The sequence below is a fragment of the Rhizobium sp. YAF28 genome (assembly GCF_052113285.1).
GTDB lineage: Bacteria > Pseudomonadota > Alphaproteobacteria > Rhizobiales > Rhizobiaceae > Rhizobium.
Genome location: NZ_JBFRCX010000007.1, coordinates 244,869 through 264,146, shown reverse-complemented (window position 1 = coordinate 264,146; position 19,278 = coordinate 244,869). Strand labels below are relative to the sequence as shown.

Here is a 19,278-nt window from a genome sequence, read left to right as displayed (position 1 = left end):
GGGCGATTGCAGTGATTGTTCCGGTCGCGCTACTCGCGCTCCATCGTCCCACGCTGGGCTGTGAGGGTCCAGACGAGACCTTCCGGATGGAAGTCGACATCGACCTTGCCCCGGAAAGCGGAGGCGGCATGCGCCTTGATGACGGTGGTCCCGAAACCGGTGCGCGACGGCGGGCTGACGGACGGGCCACCGCTTTCAGTCCAGGTGAAACGCAACATGTTGTCCTCTGCTGGCTGCCATTCGAAGCGCACACTGCCCTGTGGCACGGAGAGCGCTCCGTACTTCACCGAATTGGTGGCGAGTTCATGCAGCGCCAGGCCGAGATTCTGCACGGCATCGGGCTTGAGGATGAAATCCATGCCCTCGATTTTCACCTGCTCGCGAGCCTGTGGAAAGGCCTGGAGATGAATATCGATGACGCGATGCAGCGAGACGCCGGACCATTGCTCGCCCGTCAGAAGCTCGATCGAGCGCACGAGTCCTTCAAGGCGGTGAGCGACGGCCAGCCGGAATGTCTCGACGCTGTCGGCCTGCTTGGAGAGCTGGCGCATCATTGCGAGAACAAGCGTCAGCAGGTTCTTGGTGCGATGAACCAGCTCATGCATGACGAAGCGCAGCCGGTCTTCGCTCTGGCTACGGTCGAAAGAGGCATTGGAAAGCGCAATCGCCACCTGGTTGGCCTCGATGACACTGGTTTCGACGGGGGAGACGATATGGCCTTCGCCGAGCCGGTTCGCCATGTCTGCTATTTCGCGGATCGTCGAGCGGACCTGCCGGGCAACGGCATAGGTGGCAAGTACGGCAACGAGCAGCAGCACAAGGCCGCCGATCAGTAGGAAGCGCCAGGTGCTGAGGATCGGTGCCTGGGCGGTGGCGATCGGCCCCCATACCACGGTCTTCCAGGACCAGCCGGGAATCTGCGCATAGCCCAACAGGGCGTGCGGGAGGATATCGCTGTCTTCGAAAACGCCGCTGGATGCAACGAGCGAAGGCAGGATGCGCGGGTCGAAGGGTTCGCCAGGCTGCAGATTGGCAGGGCCGCGGCTCGCCACGACATGACCACCCTGATCGATGACCGCCGCTGACCAGCCGGAGGCAAGGCCCTCTGTCGTGACTAGCTTTGCAAGATCGGTGGCATTCTGGGTGATGATCAATGCGGCGACAGGATCCTCGTCACGCGGCAGCGTGACGTTATAGACCCACATGCCGCTCGTCGCGCCCATGAAGACGTCGGAGGCTTCGATCCGGCCGGACTTCATCGCGGCTTCCAAAGCCGCGATGTTCGTCGTCTTGCCGAGCGGCGTGCCGAAGGCGCGACGGGTATTCAGAAATTGCTGCCCGGCTCTGTCGACCGCGATCACATAGAGCGTATCGCCGCGCAGCGCTGTTTCCGTGCGATTGTAGAAAGACTCATAGTCGCCGCTCTCCAGCTCCGGCGAGGAGGACAGCAGCCGAAGCGTCGTTGCCATATCCTGAAGCTGGCGGTCGATGGTGCGTGAGAGGGCGAGCGCATCCTGCGCGGTTTCGCGCTTGAGCGTAGACCGCTGATTGTCTTCCAGCTGCATGAGAAGAAGGGCAACGAAGGCAAAGATCGGCAGTGCAATCGCCACGGCCATGGCGATAAGATATGTTCCGATGGAAGCTTTCGGAAAAAGACGTACGGCGAACCTCATCGATACCGCCCCCGAACTGCCGGGACTGGATGCTGGGGAAGCTCGGTTTCGCAGAGTCTAACGAAAGCAAGAATCCGCATCGCTCGCAAACGCCCCTTACATTTCGTACCGCCCAATAGCCCGCTATCAAAGCGGGGTCATGTTAGGGGGCGGGGCATTTGGTTGCAACCTACTAAAATAGTCAGGTGCAAAATCGTCAATTTTTTAAGGACTATCCTTCGTCGGTGAAGCGCTGCAACCGGAAGGGCGCGAGGCTTTCGTCACTCTTACCTGACAGAAGCTCGTCGGCAGCAAGCATGCCCGCAAGCGGGGCAAGCGTGACACCGGAGTGCATGACCGTGGCATAGAGACCCGGCAGGCCAGCATTGCCGATGATGGGAAAACCATCAGCCGGTGTCGGGCGATAGCCGACCGTGAAGAAATCAAGCTTCAGATCGGCATTGTCTATGATCATCGCTTTTACGCGTGCGAAGAGTTCCGCTGCACTTGCCTGATGATCTTCACCGGGATTGCCGCCACCGAAATCCGAGCCGGCGATGATACGGCCTTCCGCCGTCTGGCGCATATGCAGCTGCGGTGTCATGACGAGGCCGTTCAACCGCTTCGAGACAGGACGGGAGTGCACGATCAGGCCAGCTGGTGCAGACAGCGGCAATGTGATCCCCGCTGAGGCGGCGATCGGAACTGCGCCTGCACCTGCGGCCAGCACGACGTGATCGGCTTCGAGCATGCCTTCCGACGTTACGACCCCGACGATTCGTCCAGCACTCTGCAACAGACCGTTGACCGTGGCATGAACGAACGTCGCACCATGTGCTTCGGCATCAGCAAGCATCAAACGTGCGGCGGCAACAGGCTCCACCGCACCTTCTTCTGCGACATAGAGGGCGAAATCCGGATATTCGCCAAGGCCGGGTTCGAGCAGAGCGCTTTCTTCCCGGTTCAGCCGGCTGATACCGTAGCCCCAGCGGCCATGTTCATCGGCATAGGCTTCGAGATCGGCCGCCGGCATATCCCAGCAGAGGCTGCCGCACCAGGCGAGCGGCAGGCCGGGTAGTTCCCGTGCCAGTCGCTTCCATTCGGCCATCGCCCGACGGCGAAGATGGAAATAGAATTCGGGATTGCCCCAGCTTGCATTGATCCAGGCAAAAGAGCAGGGTGTCGCCACGCCGCCGAGTTCTTCGCCAACGACGGTGACTGCTGCACCCTTGTGTGTGAGATGCCAGGCAATCGAGGCGCCGATAATGCCGGCGCCGACGACAATCACATGCGGTTTCGCTGTCATCGTCGTCACCTCTTCCCGTTATCCGTCAGCCGGTGGTGCCGCCGACGCGGGCAAGTCCGTCCCGGGCCGGCTGGTATTTCGGATCGAGGCCAACAGCGTGGCGGTAGGAGCGGATGGCCTTGTCCTTCTCGCCGCGGCGCTCGTAGACGAGAGCCTGGTTTGCCCAGGATTCGGCGAGGTTGCCGTTGAGCTCGATCGCGTGGTTGAAGTCGGCGAATGCGTTGTCGTTGTCGTTCAGCGCGATATAGGAAATGCCGCGGCCATTATAGGGCTCGGGCGAGTTCGGCGACAGCGAGATCGCCTTGGAGAAGTCGTCGATCGCCTTATCCTGCTGATTACGCTTCTGATAGATCAGGCCGCGATTGTGATAGGCGCGACCATCGGTCGTGCCGAGCTGAATCGCTTTTGAGAAATCGTTGAAGGCCTGATCGTCCTGGCCGGCCATGCGATAGACATTGCCGCGACCGATATAGGCGACGTCATAGCTCGGATTGATCTGCAGGGCGGCGTTGTAATCGGCGATTGCCTGCGGCTGCTGACCCATGTTGCGGTAGACCAGCGCGCGGTTGGCATAGGCCTGGAAGAAGCGCGGGTTGATCTGCAGCGCGGTGTTGAAGTCGTCGAGCGCCTTGCGGAATTCGCCGGCGCGGCCATAGGCTGAGCCGCGAACGTTATAGCCTTCCGGATCGCGCGGATTGGCGTTGATGACGCCGGTCAGCGAAGCGATGTTTTCCTGCGAGCCCTGTGCCTTGTCGATGCGGATCACGGCATCCGAGGTGTTGGTCGTTTCACAACCGGCAAGGCCGAGCGCGGCGGCGAGCGCCAGCGAGACAAGCATGACCGATTTCTGCGAACGCAAAGAGCGGGACGGATTGAAGGTTATTACAGCCATTCGGGCTCGCTTTCCCCATGCATCATATCCGGACAAGCGGATATGCAATCTTCAGCGGCAAAAAATTAAAAAGGCGGCGGCGACACTGATCGCCCCCGCCACACATGCACCTGAAAACGTCGAAAAAACGACGGCACCGCCTCAGCGTGCTGCAACCAGACCTTCGCGCTGAGCGCGCTTGCGGGCCAGCTTGCGAACACGACGAACAGCCTCGGCCTTCTCGCGAGCACGCTTCTGCGACGGCTTTTCGTAGTAGTCGCGCATCTTCATTTCGCGAAAAATACCTTCGCGCTGCATCTTCTTCTTGAGAGCGCGGAGAGCCTGGTCAACATTGTTATCGCGGACAAGTACCTGCACGAGAATCACGTTCCTTTGGTTTGCTTAATGCCGAAAGGCGGCGCAGCGCCTGGGGCAAAAAAATAACGTTCGCGCGGCCGCGGCCTTGCGATTGGTGTTGCGAAATATCAGATCGACGGAATGAAGTCCAGACGGGATATGCGATCGGTTGGAAAAATCCCGCCCATGCCTCTACGGAGCTAGGAGCGTGGCTTCTCGGGTTTCGTTTCGTCCAGAGCTGCGATCGCTTCTTTCAGCGCGGCGATAACACGGGAGCGATCCGCCGGCTCAAGCCGAGCCGTGTCCAGATGCAGGTCCAGTCCGGCCAGATGTTCGCTGAGAATGCGGCTCTTGTGATCGGCGCCGAGCATCAGCCCGTCCACGGCGTAGGGTACGATCTCCCGCTGGATACCCTTCATGGTGATCGGCGGCAAAGGATGGGCATCAACAATATCTTTCACCAGCGCATAGGTTTCGTAGCTGATGACGATCTCCCCGCCCTGGGCGATCGATTGCAGGCGTGCGGCGAGGTTCGCTTCGGCACCGATGATCGTATAGTCCATGCGGTCACTGCTGCCGAAATTGCCGACGTTGCAATAGCCGCTATTGATTCCCATGCGCACCACGAAGGGCTCCTCCGTGCCGTTCCGGCGCCATCTCTCCTTCAGTTCGCCGAGCCGGCGTTGCATGTCGACTGCCATGCGCAGGCAAGCCTTGGCATCTTCTTCGGCTCCCTTGGTTTCCGGATCGCCGAAGAAGACCAGCATGGCATCGCCAATGAACTTGTCTACCGTGCCGCCATGTTTGAGCGCGATCGTGGACATTTCGGTCAGATATTCATTCAGCATTTCCGTCAGCGCTTCCGGCTGCAGACGCTCGGTCGTGGCGGTGAAATCCTTGATGTCGGAGAAGAAGATCGTCAGGCGCTTTCGCTCGGTATGGACGACCACATCCTTCTGGCCGCTGAAGATGCTCTTGTAGATCTGCGGTGAGAGATAGCGGGAAATCTTCAGGGAAACGCTGGCGAGGAATTCGTTAGCTGCTTCAAGATCGCGGTTGGCACTGTGGATGACGCGCGTCTGCTGACGCTGCAGAACAATGAAGCTGATGCCGATGATGGCGACGAAGAAGAAATAGCAGAGCAGATATTTGAAGGCGAGAACGTTGCTCGCATAGGGCTGGCGGATGATGACTTCCTGAATGCCGCGCACATCGCCTACCTTCCAATCCCTGTTCGGGCTTTCAGGATGAGTGTTGTGACAGGCGACGCAAGCCTGGCCCATGATCACAGGCGTGATAAGCCGCAGCGTATCGGTAAGTCCGACGCGGGTGAGGTCGGTCAGTGTTTGGCTGGAATTGGCGCGCAAGGATGCGAGTGAGGCCGTTTCGAAATTGTCGAGATCGTGAGGCGCGCGATTCTTGAAGGGCAGGTCAGAGAGGAAGCGGTAGGTGATGTTGGCCTGCTGCTCCTTGATGACGTCGCCGAGTTCCAGTGAAAGCGTGGCGGGTAGCGGAATGGCGCCTGGAATATTGGCATAGTTGTGTGAGACGACCGTGCCGCTGACATCGCCCGCCTGATGGGCGGCGAGCACTCTGCCGACGACATTCGCTGAATAATAGGAGCGTATGCTGGTGACGAGCGAACTCATGTCCCGCGCCTGCCGGCGCAGCGCACTTTCGGAGAGGTCGCTGATATCAAGCCAGACGGCGAGCGGCAGCCCGGCCAGCATCGCCAGCACGACGGCGATCAGCCAATAGCCGCTTCTGCGGGCGGCAGAGGCCGAGTTTTCCGCAGTTCTTGCCGTGGTCTCTCCTTGCGGATCTGCCATGGCTCATCCCTTCGACAATGATCGAATTGTTAAATCCCCTGAAGGAGAAAAACATTTCGTCGCATGCGCGGCAAGGCCGAAGCTGGAAAGTCTGGCCGCAACGGTTGGCCAAATCTGGAAGTAATTGCTTACTGTGTTGCTGTTACACCGGAGCGAAAATGCTTGGGCGGAACCGACAGCCATATTTCACACGGTTTTTCAGCTTCTGAGCATGAACGAATAGTCTTTGGCGTCAAACAAGCGTAGCTTGCCGGCGGACAGGAAAGCTTTGGTGCGCTTGTAAGGGACTTCGACGGAAGCATGACGCGTTTGCAGCAGATCGGTGTCCTGATCGGCCTCGTCATCGTGGCTGCACTCACGATGTTCCGAGCAAGCGATCCGCCGGTGCTCAGGCAGGTCCGCGACGTTACCTTCGACGAATATCAGCGCCTTGTGCCGCGCAGCTTTGAGGCCGTGCCCGTCAGAGTCGTCGATATCGACGAGGCTTCCCTGCGGGAGTTCGGCCAGTGGCCTTGGCCCCGCGACAGGCTGGCAATGCTGGTCCAGCGTCTCTCGGATATGGGAGCGGCGGCCATCGCCTTCGATGTCATCTTTGCCGAGCCCGACCGGATGTCGCCGCGCAATGTCATCCAGGAGGTGGAGGGCGTCGATCCAGCGCTTGCGGCGCAATTGCCTGACAATGACGAGATATTCGCGCAATCGATCGAAGGAAAGCCAGTCGTTCTCGGCTTCGGGCTTTCCAACGAAGGCAACTACAAGCCGCCGGTAAAAGCCGGTTTTGCCTTTATCGGCGAGAGTCCGCTGTCGGCACCTCCGCATCTTGGTGCTTCGACGCCGCTCCGGCCGGGGCTGGAGGCGAATGCCGCAGGGCTTGGCCATGTCAGTCTCAATCCCGGCAGCTCGTCATCGGTGGTACGCGCAGTGCCGCTGTTCCTTAGCGACGGAGAGCAGTTTTATCCCAATCTTGCGATCGAAGCGTTGCGGGTCGCGCAGGGTGCCTCGACCTATGTGCTGGCCGGCGCACCCGACCGGGCAGGGATCATCACCTCTGCAAAGATCGGCGATTTCATCATTCCGCTGACGGCTGCCGGAGAGATCTGGCTTTATGTGACGCCGAACCGGGCAGAGCGCTATATCTCGGCCGGAAAGGTCCTTGCTGCCGGTGGAGCGGCCGCTGATGTCGCTGCCCAGGTCGAAGGCAGCATCATCTTCATCGGCACCTCTGCTGTCGGGCTGCAGGACATTCGCGCCACCGCTCTCGGAGAAAATGTGCCGGGTGTTTCGCTGCAGGCACAGACTGTCGAGCAGATCCTTTCGGGACGCTACTTGTCGCGGCCGGACTGGGCCGACGGGCTGGAGATCCTGTCTATTGCCGTGGTTGGCTTCCTGCTCGTCATCATAACGACCTTCGTCAGTCCGGCCGTGGCGCTGGTCTGTGGCCTGGCGATCACCGCGATGGCGCTTGCCGCTTCGTGGCTGTGCTTTCTTTATGCCGGTCTGCTGTTCGATCCGCTGGCGCCTATTATCAGCGGCTCCATCACGCATTTCGCGGCAACATCGTTCCGCATCCTCGTCATCGACAGGGAGCGGCGGGAGGTGCGGCGCGCCTTCGGCCATTACCTCTCGCCTTCGCTGCTCCACAGGATCGAGCATACGCCCGATGCGCTGAAGCTCGGCGGGGACGAGCGCGAACTGACCATGATGTTCGTCGATGTGCGCAATTTCACCGAGATCAGTGAAAGGCTGACTCCGACCGCCGTCGTCCAGTTTCTCAATACGCTGCTCGATGCTCTGAGCCGTCATGTTGTCGGGAACGAGGGAACGCTCGACAAATTCATCGGCGATTCCATCATGGCATTCTGGAATGCGCCGGTCGATGTTTCGGATCATGCGGCAAAGGCGCTGCGGGCGGCGCTCGCCATGCGGGAGACCCTAGCTGAGCTCAATGCTCATGACGCCTTCGGTTTCGGCAGCGCTCAGCAGGTGAGAATCGGCATCGGCATCCATACCGGTCTCGCCTGTGTCGGCAACATGGGCGCGAAGACACGCTTCAACTATTCGGCGGTGGGCGACGCGGTGAATGTCGCGGCGCGCATCGAATCCTGCTGCAAGGACGTCGGCTTCGATATCCTGATCTCCGGCACCACTGCACGGGCGCAAAGCGGGGCGGCGCTCTTGGAGGCAGGAGCCATTCCGCTCAAAGGAAAGAGCAGCCGAACGCAGATCTTTGCCGTGGTCGGCGATGAGAAGGTCGCTGCCTCGCCGGAATTCGGCGCGCTGCATCTCGTCCATGAGGAGGTAATGGGGGCCTTGCGCGAGCGTTCGAGGAACAGCCGCAAGCTGATCGGTGGGGCAAAACTCACCGGGGTACAGGTCCTGGCCGGCCTCACGGAATTCTATGAGCGGATATCGGCCAGGAACGATCATTTTCGGGAGGATATCGGCCTGCCGGAACAGCAGTCCGTCGAATAGTCAGTCAGCGGTTGCGGTCCCGATTTCCGTTTCCGCCCCAGCCTCGATTTCGGTTCTGATCCCGATTGTGGCTACGGTCACGATCCCGATCTCTTCCCCCGCTCTGGTCATTGCCGGCAGTTTGATTTTCGCCTCCGCTTCTTTCCTGCGTGCTCGGTCTGTCCTGATGGCTGCGGTCCTGGTGACTATCTGCCCCTTCCGTGCGGCTCGGCCTGTCAGGTGCGTCGTGCCGGTCCGGGCGACCGAACCCTTCGTGCCGGTCCGGCCTTCCATGATCGCCATGGTGGTCGTCTCTATCGTGCTTGTCCCTCCAGCCATGCCCGTCGTGTTTGTCATGCCAGTCGCGCTCCGGCTTATCATGGTGGGGTTTATCATGGTGGGGCCTGTCATGATGCGGCTTGTCGTGATGCGGTTTTTCCGGCCGCTGCGTCGGCGGAGCATCCTGCTTCTGTGGTTGCTGCTGGGGCTGTGGATCCGGATCTCGCGGTCGGGGTGTCTGGCGAAGCCGGTCTTTGCGCTCAGGGTCGACCGAGGCCATCCGGCAGCCGCCAAGTAGACCGAGGCCGCCCGTTAAACTCTGATTGCCAGAGAGGAAGGGAAGGGCGCGCTGGTTGCCCAGCCTCTGCAGCACGCTGCGGTTGACAGGCTGAGCATCCGTCATGTTGCCGTTCGGCCGCGCAATGACGCAATCGCAACGCTGCTGCAATTGCCGGCAGCCGCCAGGACCGCAAAAGGTCGCCGCGCCATTCAGCAGCACCACGGCAGTCGTACCGTCGGGGCCGACGTAGAAATCGAAAGCAGTGCCGCGCACGCCGATCGTGCCCGCCGGCGTCTGGATTTGGTAAGCCGAGGATTTCGAATTGCCGCTGACCCAGCGGAACGTACCCTTGGCCGCCTTGATGGAGAGGCGTTTGACTGAATCGGTATCGTCGTAGACATATTTGTCGATGACAACGGACGAGCCCCAGCCGACGGCAAGCTTGGTGCCGTCGCGGAAGATGAACTGGCCGAGCCCCGATTGGGAGGTGCGGATACGCTCGTTGCGGTGGACTTCGTCATTGACGATGATCGGCCCGCCCTGTCCCGTCACTTCGGTTTTGATGAGAGTCGCCTGGCCGACGGGTTCAGCGGCGAACGCCGGCCACGCGCCTGACAGCGCGAAGCAGATGCCCGCGATCCGTATGCTACGCCAACCCAACATCGTACACCCCACATAAGGGGATACTAACATTTCCAGTAGGCCCGTTCTGCCTGCCCTGTTGGGTGAGAAAAGGGTTATGTCGCATTTGCGAAGGCCGATCGCCGCCAAGCGGCGCGATGCAGCCGTCGCCGTGTCAAAACAAAAGCTCTTTCACGTCGCAAAAGAACCGTTGTGCCGCAATTCGATTTGCGATTTGTATGGCCACGACGAAAATGCCTTTGCCTGAAGGAGATGATGGCGGATGCGGAAATATTCGGTTTTTGCCGTAGCGCGGGAGGCTCTGCGCGGGCACAGGGGCTGGGAAAAGCAGTGGACTTCGCCGGAGCCGCGACCCGAATATGACGTGATCATCATCGGCGGTGGCGGTCATGGGCTGGGCGCAGCTTATTACCTTGCCAAGGAGCACGGCATCACCAATGTGGCGGTGCTGGAAAAGGGCTGGCTAGGCGGCGGCAATACCGGCCGCAACACCACGATCATCCGCTCCAACTATCTCTATGAAGAGAGCATGCACATTTACGAGCATTCGATGAAGCTCTGGGAAGGGCTGTCGCAGGAGCTCAATTACAATGTCATGTATTCGCCGCGCGGCGTGATGATGCTGTCGCACAATGTGCATGACATGCAGAGCTTCAAGCGGCATATCCATGCCAACCGGCTCTACGGCATCGACAATGAATGGCTGACACCCGAGCAGGCCAAGGCCTACTGTCCGCCGCTCGATATTTCGGCGACGGCCCGCTACCCGATCAATGGCGCCGCCTTGCAGCGCCGCGGCGGCACGGCGCGTCACGATGCGGTTGCCTGGGGTTATGCACGTGCGGCGTCAGACCGCGGTGTGCACATCATCCAGAATTGCGAAGTCACCGGCATTCGCCGTGGCCCGGACGGTCGGGTCACCGGCGTCGAGACCAACAGGGGCTTCATCGGCGCGAAGAAGATTGGCGTGTCGGCTGCCGGCCACACGACAACAATCATGAAGATGGCGGACGTGCGCGTGCCGCTGCAATCGAGCCCGCTGCAGGCACTGGTTTCCGAGCCGCTGAAGCCGATCTTTCCCTGCGTCGTCATGTCGAACACGGTGCATGCCTATATCTCGCAGTCCGACAAGGGTGAACTCGTCATCGGTGCGGGTACGGATCAGTATAACTCCTACTCCCAGACTGGTGGCCTGCAGATCATCACGCATACGCTCGACGCCATTTGCGAGCTTTTCCCGATGTTCCGCCGCGTGAAGATGATGCGCCAGTGGGGCGGTATCGTCGACAATACGCCGGACCGTTCGGCCATCCAGTCGAAGACGCCTGTTCCCGGGCTCTACGTCAATTGCGGCTGGGGTACCGGTGGCTTCAAGGCGACACCGGGTTCGGCCAATCTCTTCGCCCATCTGATCGCCCGCGACGAGGTGCACAAGTTCAATGCCGGGCTGACGCTGGAGCGGTTCCGCTCTGGTCGGCTGATTGACGAGGCGGCGGCTGCCGCCGTCGCGCACTGACAGGAGGACGACATGCTGCTGATCTATTGCCCTTACTGTCAGGAAGAGCGCTCCGAGCTCGAGTTCCGTGGTGCCGGTGACGCTCACATCGTTCGGCCGGCCAATATCGCCTCAATCTCTGACGAGCAGTTCGAAGAATATTTCTTCCTGCGCGACAATCCGAAAGGCCTGATCTTCGAGCGCTGGCGGCACATGCACGGCTGCGGGCGCTTCTTCAACGCGGCGCGTGATACCATCAGCGACAAGTTCATCATGACCTACAAGGCCGGCGAACCGAAGCCTGCTATCGGGACTGCGGCCGAGCCGCATGCGCCGGTCGAGACCTACGAAGCAGTTGAAGGAGAGGCCCAATGAGCGGCGCGAACCGTATTGCCGGCAAGGGCCGGCTGACGCCCGCCAAAACCGCGCGTTTCACCTTCGACCGCAAGAGCTATACAGCGCTCGAAGGCGATACTGTTGCCTCGGCCTTGATTGCCCATGGTGTGCATCTTGTCGGCCGTTCGTTCAAATATCATCGCCCGCGCGGGATTCTTTCGGCCGGAGCCGAGGAGCCGAATGCGCTGATCGATGTTGCGCGCGACAGCGCCCGTAAACAGCCGAATGTGCGGGCAACCGTGCAGGAAGTCTTCGACGGCATGATCGTGAAGTCGCAGAACCGTTGGCCGTCGCTTTCCTTCGATGTCGGTGCGGTTAATAACCTGTTCTCGCCCTTCTTCGCGGCGGGCTTCTACTACAAGACATTCATGTGGCCGCGGGCCGCCTGGAAACGTGTATACGAGCCGATGATCCGCCGTGCTGCCGGTCTTGGCGTCGCGCCCACGGAAGACGATCCCGACCACTATGCCAGCCGTTATGCCCATTGTGACGTGCTGGTCGTCGGTGCCGGTATTGCCGGTCTTTCGGCAGCGTTGGCTGCTGCGGAAGCCGGAGCAAAAATCATCCTCTGCGACGAGCAGGCGGAAGCCGGTGGCGCATTGCGCTTCGATGCCGGCGTGAAAGTGGATGAGCTTGATGGTTACGCCTGGGTGCAGAAGACCCTTGCACGCCTGAAGGCGATGGAGAACGTGGAGGTCCTGACCCGAACCACGGCCTTCGGCTACTACAACCATAATTTCATCGGCCTCGTCGAACGTGTCACGGATCATATCGCCCGCCCCGGCCGCGATCTGCCGCGCGAACGGCTGTGGCAGGTCCGCGCCAAGCGCGTCATCCTGGCGACCGGCGCCATCGAACGGCACATGGTGTTTCCGAACAATGACCGGCCGGGCATCATGCTCGCTTCGGCCGGGCGGATGTATCTCAATCATTATGGCGTTGCGGTCGGCCAGAAGGTCGGCATCTATACCGCGCATGATTCAGCCTACGAGGTGGCCTTTGACCTGAAGAGGGCGGGTGTTTCGATCGCTGCGATCGTCGATAGTAGACAGGCGCCGGGTGCAGCAGTATTGGCCGAAGCCCGTACGCTCGGCATCGATGTGCTGACCGGTCAGTCGGTCGTCAATACGTCGGGTGCGCTGCGCATCTCGTCGATGACGGTCGCGCGCAACGGCGGCGGATCACCACGCAAGATCGCCGTCGATGCGCTGCTGGTCTGCGCTGGATGGACACCCTCCGTGCATCTCTTCTCCCAGTCGCGGGGCAAGGTTGCCTTCGATGCCGAGACGCAGCGTTTCCTGCCCGGCACCTATGCGCAGGACTGCCTTTCCGTTGGCGCCTGCAATGGCACTGATGGTCTGCAGCAGACCGTCGAGGAATCGCTTGCCGCCGGCGAGCTGATGGCGCAGGCCGTCGGCAGGCAGGCGGGCAGCAAGATCGGCATTTCTGTCGAGCAGGCCTTCGACTGGACGGGTGGCATGATTGGTGCTGCCGAAGGTGCCGGGCCGGAGACGAATGCCAAGGCATTCATCGACTTCCAGCACGATGTCTGCGCCAAGGACATCCGCCTTGCGGTGCGCGAGGGCATGCATTCGATCGAGCATATCAAGCGCTTCACGACGAACGGCATGGCTTCCGACCAGGGCAAGCTTTCCAACATGCATGGCCTGGCGATCGCTGCCGAAATGCTTGGCAAGGATATTCCGCAGGTCGGTCTTACCACTTTCCGCGCGCCTTACACGCCGGTGACTTACGGAGCGCTGATCGCACATTCGCGTGGGCCCTTGTTCGACCCGACGCGCAAGACGCCGCTGCATGCCTGGGAAGAGGGCCAGGGAGCAGTCTTCGAAGATGTCGGCAACTGGAAGCGCGCCTGGTTTTATCCGCGCGCCGGCGAAACGATGCATCAGGCCGTTGCCCGCGAATGCCGCACGGCGCGCGAAGTTGCCGGTATCTTCGACGCCTCGACGCTCGGCAAGATCGAGATCGTCGGACCCGATGCCGCCGAATTCATGAACCTCATGTACACCAATGCCTGGGACACGCTGAAACCAGGCAAATGCCGCTACGGCATCATGCTGCGCGAAGACGGCTTCGTTTACGACGACGGCGTCGTCGGCCGTCTCTCCGATGACCGTTTCCATGTGACGACCACGACCGGCGGCGCGCCGCGTGTTCTCAACCACATGGAAGACTACTTGCAGACGGAATTCCCGCATCTGAAGGTGTGGCTGACCTCGGTGACCGAGCAGTGGGCTGTAATCGCCGTGCAGGGGCCAAAGGCGCGCGATATCGTGGCGCCGCTGGTCGAAGGGCTTGATATATCCAACGAAGCCTTCCCGCACATGAGTGTCGCCGAGTGTAAGGTGGCAGGTATTCCGGCACGTCTCTTCCGTGTCTCCTTTACCGGCGAGACCGGCTTTGAAATCAATGTGCCCGCCGACTATGGCCAGTCGGTGCTGGAGGCAGTCTGGGCCAATGCCGAGCCACTCGGCGCCTGCGTCTACGGCACCGAAACCATGCATGTGCTGCGCGCCGAGAAGGGCTACATCATCGTCGGCCAGGATACGGATGGTACGGTGACGCCTGATGACGCCGGGCTCTCTTGGGCTGTCTCGAAGAAGAAGGCGGACTTCGTCGGTATTCGCGGGCTGAAGCGGCCCGATCTTGTCAAGGACGGCCGCAAGCAACTCGTCGGTCTTGCGACGAAGGACGCGAAGCTGGTGCTCGAAGAGGGCGCGCAGATCGTCGCCAACCCGAACCAGCCTAAGCCGATGACGATGCTCGGTCACGTGACATCGGCCTACTGGTCTGAGAATTGTGGTCGCTCGATCGCCTTTGCACTGGTTGAAGGTGGCCGCAATCTGGTGGGCGAAACGCTCTATGTGCCGATGCCGGACCGGACCATTCCGGTCGAGGTGACGGATCTGGTGTTCTTTGACAAGGAAGGAGGCCGTATCCATGGCTGAGGTCGCAATTCGCAAACCGGCTCTCTCTGGTCTCCTTGCTGGTTCGGCGACGGTGCGCCTGACGGTGGCACCGGTCGCAAGCCGCCTTGCGCTGCGTGCGCCGGCTGAATCCGTATCGGCACTCTCTTCCGCGCTGGGGCTGACTTTGCCGACATTACCCAAGACCTCCGGCCGTGCCGGGGGGCGTTCGGCGCTCTGGCTCGGCCCGGACGAATGGCTCGTAATTGACGAGGCTGGTTCGGATCTTCCGGCGCTTCTTTCAGGCGCTGATGTCCTGCATTCGGCGGTCGATGTCTCCCACCGCAACGTCGGTATCATTGCTTCCGGACCGGGTGCGGAGACGACGCTGTCCGCCGGCTGCCCGCAGGACCTCTCTCTGGAAATTTTCCGGGTGGGCGCTTGCTCGCGGACGATCTTCGGCAAAGTCGAGATCGTGCTCTTCCGCACCGAGGAGGATACGTTCCGGGTGGAATGCTGGCGGTCGTTTTCGGATTATGTCTTCGGGCTGCTCGCCGAAGGCGCCGAGGACGCGAGCCATTAAGGCCTGCAAAGGTCCTTAAACGTCTTCCGGCCGGTCTTTCGGGTCGAACTGGATGATGGTGATCCAGCGGGTGGTGAGCGCCGGCTTCTTTTCGTTCTCGATTTCGATCGAGACATCATAGGTCGTCATCAGCATGCCGGCGCCGCGGAAGCGGGCGTCCGAGAGCACGAAGTGGCCGCGGATGCGGGTGCCGCTCTTGACCGGCGACATGAAGCGGACTTTGTCGAAGCCGTAATTGATGCCCATCGTCTGCTCACGCACGTTGGGCAGGCAATTGTAATTCATCGTCGACAACAGCGAGAGTGTCAGGAAGCCGTGGGCGATGGTTCCGCCGAAGGGACTTTCGGCTGCTGCGCGAACAGGATCGACGTGAATGAACTGATGGTCGCCGGTTGCCTCGGCAAAGGCATCAATCATCTTCTGATCGACGAGGATCCAGTCAGACAATCCTGTTTCCGTGCCAACCAGCCCCCGGACATCCGAGAGCGAAATTTCCATGACCATGCATTCCTCGTAAAAAGCCGCAGCCGCAAGCCTTATCGCGCATTCGTGACGATTGCGATAACGATTCGTACTCGCGGGTTTCGTGGATCAATTTTCCACGAAATAGGCAACCGAACGCGGCTCAACGGTGGCGCGACCACCGACTTTCCGTGCGCCATCCGGCAGAAGCTGGCGCCAGTTTGCTTCGCCGGCTGAGGGAAGCGTGAAGAGTTGATGCTGTTCGGAGCGGTTGAAGAGCACGGCGAGGCGGGTCTCTTTGCGGTTGGAACGATCGTGCGTTGCAAGCACTATGCCGAGGGTGGAGAGCGAGGGCGTTTCCCATTCGCTTGTTGTCATCGGCTCGCCGGCGAGCGAAATCCACTCCACATCGCCGTTACCGGAAAAGAAGGCCAGGTCGGAGAAGACCGAGAAACGGCGGCGAAGCGTGGCGACGAAGGCGGTATGGGCGATCAGGTCTTCGTCCAGCAGCTTCCAGTCGACCCAGGTGATCTCGTTGTCCTGGCAATAGGCATTGTTGTTGCCGTGCTGCGTGCGGCCGCCCTCGTCTCCGGCCGTCAACATCACGCTGCCGCGGCTGGCAAAGAGGGTGGAGATGAGCGCTATGACATCGGCCTTGCGGCGTTCCCGGATGACGGGATAGGCGGTTTCACCTTCGACGCCGTTGTTCCAGGAATGGTTCTCGTTGTGGCCGTCGCGATTGTTCTCGCCGTTAGCCTCATTGTGCTTGCCGCTATAGGACACGAGGTCGAGGAGCGTGAAACCGTCATGGGCAGCGAGGAAATTGACGCTTCGGGTCTCTGTCCCGCCGTTGGCTGAGAAAATGTTCGACGAGCCGGCCAGCACGGTCGCGAGCGAACCCGTCTTCCAGCCATCGCCACGCCAATAGCACCTGATGTCATCGCGGGCACGGTCGTTCCACTCCAGGAAGGGTGCCGGGAAATTGCCGAGCTGATAGCCGCTTGGGCCGATATCCCAGGGTTCGGCGATCATGATGCGATCGGCGAGCAGGTCGTCGGCGAGGATCGCGGCCAGAGTGCCGTTGCGGTCGAAGCCGTTTGCTGTGCGGCCGAGAACGGGAGCGAGGTCGAAACGGAAGCCGTCGATGCCGGCATTGCGGACGAAATGGCGCAAGCTGTCGATGATGAGCCGCTGGACGTAGGGATGGTCGCAGGCAACCGTATTGCCGGTGCCGGTATCGTTGACGAGCACGGATGGCCGGTCCGCTACGTGGCGGTAGTAGCTGAGATTATCGATACCGCGCAGCGACAGCGTCGTGCCGTATCGGTCGCTTTCGCCAGTATGGTTGAAAACGAGGTCGAGGATGACGGCGATGCCTTCCTCATGCAGCTTCGCCACTGTTTCGCTGAGCTCTACGATACCACCCGGCACGATACGCGGATCGAGTGCCATGAAGGCAACGGGATTGTAGCCCCAGCCGTTCGTCAGGCCGAGCGGCGGCAGATGCCGCTCGTCGATCCAGGCGGTGATCGGCATCAGCTCGACAGCATCGACGCCGATGCGCTTCAGGTGAGCGATTACGGAGGGATGAGCCAGAGCGGCGACGGTGCCGCGCTGAGCTTCCGGCACGTCCGGATGCAGGATGGTGAAGGGCTTGACGGCCACCTCATAAATAAAGCCGCCCGGTTTGAAGAGCGGCTTTCGGCTTTTGAGGGGCGCGTCTTTGGTGACGACCGACTTCGGGATCAGGTGCTGCGTATCTTCGCCGAAGATGCCGAGCCGCGGGTCGTAATGGAAAGGCCCATCGACCGCCTTGGCATAGGGATCGATCAGCAGCTTCGAGGGGTCGAACCACAGGCCGTTATCCGGAGCGTAAATGCCGTCCGCGCGGTAGCCGTAGCGCGCGCCTTCCTTCAATCCATCGACAAAAAGACGGAAGATGTGGTCGCTGTCGCGGGCCATGGGGAGCCTCGCATATTCCTTGCCGTCATCGTCGAAGAGGCAGAGATCGACCTGCGCTGCATGATGCGACCAGACAGAAAACTCCACGCCTGTTTCAAAGACGATGGCACCGCCCTGTGCGGAACTGTTGCCCCCCATATGCCCCCCCGGGATCAGGTGATCACGGTCGGCTCGTTGCGTCCCGTGCGCTCACGAATGTTGGCGATGCTTTCGGCGGCCGCGATGAGATCGGCGAGCGCTTCCTGCGTTTCGATATTATGGCGAGTCGAATCCGGCTCATAGCGTTCGATATAGACGCGCAGGGTTGCGCCAGACGTGCCGGTGCCGGAAAGGCGGAATACGACGCGGGAGCCGCCCTGGAAAAGGACGCGGATACCCTGATGTTCGCTGACCGACTTGTCGACAGGATCGTGATAGGCGAAATCGTCAGCCTTCTCGACTGTCAGATCGCCGAAGGTCTTGCCGGGCAATGTGGACAGCTGGCTGCGCAGATTGTCGACCAGACTGTTTGCGGCATCGCTGTCGACACCTTCATAATCATGGCGGGAATAGTAGTTGCGGCCGTAAGTCTGCCAGTGCTGGGTTACGATTTCCTGCACGCTCTCGCCGCGGACGGCCAGGACGTTCAGCCAAAGCAGAACGGCCCAGAGGCCATCCTTTTCGCGGACATGGTTGGATCCGGTACCGGCGCTTTCTTCACCGCAGATCGTCGCCATGCCTGCGTCGAGCAAGTTGCCGAAGAATTTCCAGCCGGTCGGGGTCTCGTAGATGCCGATGCCGCGCTTTTCCGCCACACGGTCTGCCGCGCCCGATGTCGGCATGGAGCGGGCAATGCCGGCGAGGCCGCCGGAATAGCCGGGCGCCAGGTTGGCATTGGCAGCGAGGATTGCAAGACTGTCGGACGGGGTGACGAAAATGCCGCGGCCGATGATGAGATTGCGGTCGCCGTCGCCGTCGGACGCAGCGCCGAAATCGGGCGCATCCTCACCCATCATCTCGTCATAGAGTTCCTTTGCATGAACGAGGTTCGGGTCCGGATGATGGCCGCCGAAATCCGGGAGCGGCATGAAATTGCGAACGGAGCCGGAGGGCGCGCCGAGACGGTTCTCGAAGATTTCCTTGGCATAGGGGCCGGTAACAGCACTCATGGCATCGAAGGCGATGCGAAAGCCAAGGCTGATAAGATTGCGGATTGCGCCGAAATCGAAGAGTTCTTCCATCAACGCGGCATAGTCCTCGACCGGGTCGATGACCGAGAGGATCATGCCGCCCGGCAGCTCTTCCTTGCCGATGCGGTCGATGTTGACGTCGGCGAAGTCGGCGATCTTGTAGCTCTCGATCGCCTTGGAGCGGGCAAAGATCGCGTCGGTGATCTTTTCCGGGGCCGGGCCGCCATTGTTGACGTTGTACTTGATGCCGAAGTCTTCGGTCGGGCCGCCGGGGTTATGGCTGGCCGAGAGGATGATGCCGCCGAAGGCCTTGTACTTGCGGATGATGTGAGAGGCTGCGGGCGTCGAAAGAATGCCGCCCTTGCCCACCATGACCTTGCCGAAGCCATTGGCAGCGGCCATCTTGATGGCCTTCTGGATGACTTCGCGGTTGTAGTAGCGTCCGTCGCCGCCGATGACCAGGCACTTGCCCTGATAGCCCTCCAGCGAATCGAAGATCGACTGGATGAAGTTCTCCGCGTAGTTCGGCTGCTGGAAGACGGGAACCTTCTTGCGCAGACCTGACGTGCCGGGTTTCTGGTCCTGATAGGGCGTGGTGGGAACGGACTTGATCATTT

General features: G+C 60.8%; 14 protein-coding genes. 5 read left to right on the top strand and 9 right to left on the bottom strand.

All coding sequences use genetic code 11. The features are described 5' to 3' along the window. Positions 1–29: 29 nt before the first annotated feature. The 5 genes from AB4Z13_RS18155 to AB4Z13_RS18135 all read right to left on the bottom strand — a co-directional run bounded on the left by AB4Z13_RS18155 (position 30) and on the right by AB4Z13_RS18135 (position 6,015). On the bottom strand, positions 30–1,673 hold the full coding sequence (locus AB4Z13_RS18155; RefSeq protein WP_442206431.1) for a sensor histidine kinase: 1,644 nt from the start codon (positions 1,671–1,673) through the stop codon (positions 30–32). A gap of 211 nt (positions 1,674–1,884) precedes the next feature. Beyond that, positions 1,885–2,958, bottom strand: a complete 1,074-nt coding sequence (locus tag AB4Z13_RS18150) for an NAD(P)/FAD-dependent oxidoreductase (protein ID WP_442206430.1) — start codon at positions 2,956–2,958, stop codon at positions 1,885–1,887. Between the two features lie 25 nt (positions 2,959–2,983). Continuing rightward, a complete protein-coding gene (locus tag AB4Z13_RS18145; protein ID WP_113320966.1) occupies positions 2,984–3,850 on the bottom strand; it encodes a tetratricopeptide repeat protein in 867 nt (288 codons plus the stop codon). 141 nt (positions 3,851–3,991) lie between these two features. Then, entirely contained in the window at positions 3,992–4,207 is a 216-nt protein-coding gene (gene rpsU, locus AB4Z13_RS18140; RefSeq protein ID WP_003542939.1) for a 30S ribosomal protein S21, read from the bottom strand. 179 nt (positions 4,208–4,386) lie between these two features. Then, positions 4,387–6,015: an adenylate/guanylate cyclase domain-containing protein gene (locus AB4Z13_RS18135; RefSeq protein WP_442206429.1), complete on the bottom strand. Its 1,629-nt coding sequence runs from the start codon at positions 6,013–6,015 to the stop codon at positions 4,387–4,389. Positions 6,016–6,315: 300 nt separating this feature from the next. On the opposite strand from AB4Z13_RS18135, the gene AB4Z13_RS18130 reads away from it, so the two are divergent. Further along, the gene (locus AB4Z13_RS18130; RefSeq protein WP_442206428.1) at positions 6,316–8,487 is read left to right on the top strand and encodes a CHASE2 domain-containing protein; all 2,172 of its coding nucleotides are present in this window, start codon (positions 6,316–6,318) and stop codon (positions 8,485–8,487) included. Positions 8,488–8,491: 4 nt separating this feature from the next. Here AB4Z13_RS18130 and AB4Z13_RS18125 read toward each other — a convergent pair whose 3' ends face one another. Further along, positions 8,492–9,688 carry a FecR domain-containing protein gene (locus AB4Z13_RS18125; protein ID WP_442206427.1) on the bottom strand — a complete coding sequence of 399 codons (1,197 nt, stop codon included), beginning with the start codon at positions 9,686–9,688 and terminating at the stop codon, positions 8,492–8,494. Positions 9,689–9,929: 241 nt separating this feature from the next. Between AB4Z13_RS18125 and AB4Z13_RS18120 the strand changes: the two genes are divergently transcribed. From AB4Z13_RS18120 to AB4Z13_RS18105, 4 genes are read left to right on the top strand one after another with little or no spacing between them, the layout of a single operon-like run. Beyond that, a complete protein-coding gene (locus AB4Z13_RS18120) occupies positions 9,930–11,183 on the top strand; it encodes a sarcosine oxidase subunit beta family protein (RefSeq protein ID WP_113320962.1) in 1,254 nt (417 codons plus the stop codon). 12 nt (positions 11,184–11,195) lie between these two features. After that, positions 11,196–11,537, top strand: coding sequence for a sarcosine oxidase subunit delta (locus AB4Z13_RS18115; protein ID WP_007817381.1), 342 nt, complete (start codon positions 11,196–11,198; stop codon positions 11,535–11,537). Continuing rightward, entirely contained in the window at positions 11,534–14,527 is a 2,994-nt protein-coding gene (locus AB4Z13_RS18110) for a sarcosine oxidase subunit alpha (RefSeq protein ID WP_442206426.1), read from the top strand. Before AB4Z13_RS18115 ends, AB4Z13_RS18110 begins: the two co-directional genes overlap by 4 nt. After that, the gene (locus AB4Z13_RS18105; protein ID WP_442206425.1) at positions 14,520–15,068 is read left to right on the top strand and encodes a sarcosine oxidase subunit gamma; all 549 of its coding nucleotides are present in this window, start codon (positions 14,520–14,522) and stop codon (positions 15,066–15,068) included. Before AB4Z13_RS18110 ends, AB4Z13_RS18105 begins: the two co-directional genes overlap by 8 nt. A 15-nt stretch (positions 15,069–15,083) precedes the next feature. On the opposite strand, the gene AB4Z13_RS18100 is transcribed toward AB4Z13_RS18105, so the two are convergent. From AB4Z13_RS18100 to AB4Z13_RS18090, 3 genes are all read right to left on the bottom strand, one after another. Further along, positions 15,084–15,572, bottom strand: a complete 489-nt coding sequence (locus tag AB4Z13_RS18100) for a MaoC family dehydratase (protein ID WP_439016579.1) — start codon at positions 15,570–15,572, stop codon at positions 15,084–15,086. An 87-nt stretch (positions 15,573–15,659) separates the two neighbouring features. Then, the gene (glgX, locus tag AB4Z13_RS18095) at positions 15,660–17,630 is read right to left on the bottom strand and encodes a glycogen debranching protein GlgX (protein ID WP_439016578.1); all 1,971 of its coding nucleotides are present in this window, start codon (positions 17,628–17,630) and stop codon (positions 15,660–15,662) included. Between the two features lie 14 nt (positions 17,631–17,644). Further along, positions 17,645–19,276 carry an alpha-D-glucose phosphate-specific phosphoglucomutase gene (locus AB4Z13_RS18090; protein ID WP_442206424.1) on the bottom strand — a complete coding sequence of 544 codons (1,632 nt, stop codon included), beginning with the start codon at positions 19,274–19,276 and terminating at the stop codon, positions 17,645–17,647. Positions 19,277–19,278: the final 2 nt, after the last annotated feature.

Excerpts from the sequence above, each read along its gene's own strand:
- AB4Z13_RS18155 (WP_442206431.1), bottom strand. The coding sequence starts at position 1,673 with ATGAGGTTCGCCGTACGTCTTTTTCCGAAAGCTTCCATCGGAACATAT.
- AB4Z13_RS18150 (WP_442206430.1), bottom strand. The coding sequence starts at position 2,958 with ATGACAGCGAAACCGCATGTGATTGTCGTCGGCGCCGGCATTATCGGC.
- AB4Z13_RS18145 (WP_113320966.1), bottom strand. The coding sequence starts at position 3,850 with ATGGCTGTAATAACCTTCAATCCGTCCCGCTCTTTGCGTTCGCAGAAA.
- AB4Z13_RS18135 (WP_442206429.1), bottom strand. The coding sequence starts at position 6,015 with ATGGCAGATCCGCAAGGAGAGACCACGGCAAGAACTGCGGAAAACTCG.
- AB4Z13_RS18130 (WP_442206428.1), top strand. The coding sequence starts at position 6,316 with ATGACGCGTTTGCAGCAGATCGGTGTCCTGATCGGCCTCGTCATCGTG.
- AB4Z13_RS18125 (WP_442206427.1), bottom strand. The coding sequence starts at position 9,688 with ATGTTGGGTTGGCGTAGCATACGGATCGCGGGCATCTGCTTCGCGCTG.
- AB4Z13_RS18120 (WP_113320962.1), top strand. The coding sequence starts at position 9,930 with ATGCGGAAATATTCGGTTTTTGCCGTAGCGCGGGAGGCTCTGCGCGGG.
- AB4Z13_RS18115 (WP_007817381.1), top strand. The coding sequence starts at position 11,196 with ATGCTGCTGATCTATTGCCCTTACTGTCAGGAAGAGCGCTCCGAGCTC.
- AB4Z13_RS18110 (WP_442206426.1), top strand. The coding sequence starts at position 11,534 with ATGAGCGGCGCGAACCGTATTGCCGGCAAGGGCCGGCTGACGCCCGCC.
- AB4Z13_RS18105 (WP_442206425.1), top strand. The coding sequence starts at position 14,520 with ATGGCTGAGGTCGCAATTCGCAAACCGGCTCTCTCTGGTCTCCTTGCT.
- AB4Z13_RS18100 (WP_439016579.1), bottom strand. The coding sequence starts at position 15,572 with ATGGTCATGGAAATTTCGCTCTCGGATGTCCGGGGGCTGGTTGGCACG.
- glgX (WP_439016578.1), bottom strand. The coding sequence starts at position 17,630 with ATGGGGGGCAACAGTTCCGCACAGGGCGGTGCCATCGTCTTTGAAACA.
- AB4Z13_RS18090 (WP_442206424.1), bottom strand. The coding sequence starts at position 19,276 with ATGATCAAGTCCGTTCCCACCACGCCCTATCAGGACCAGAAACCCGGC.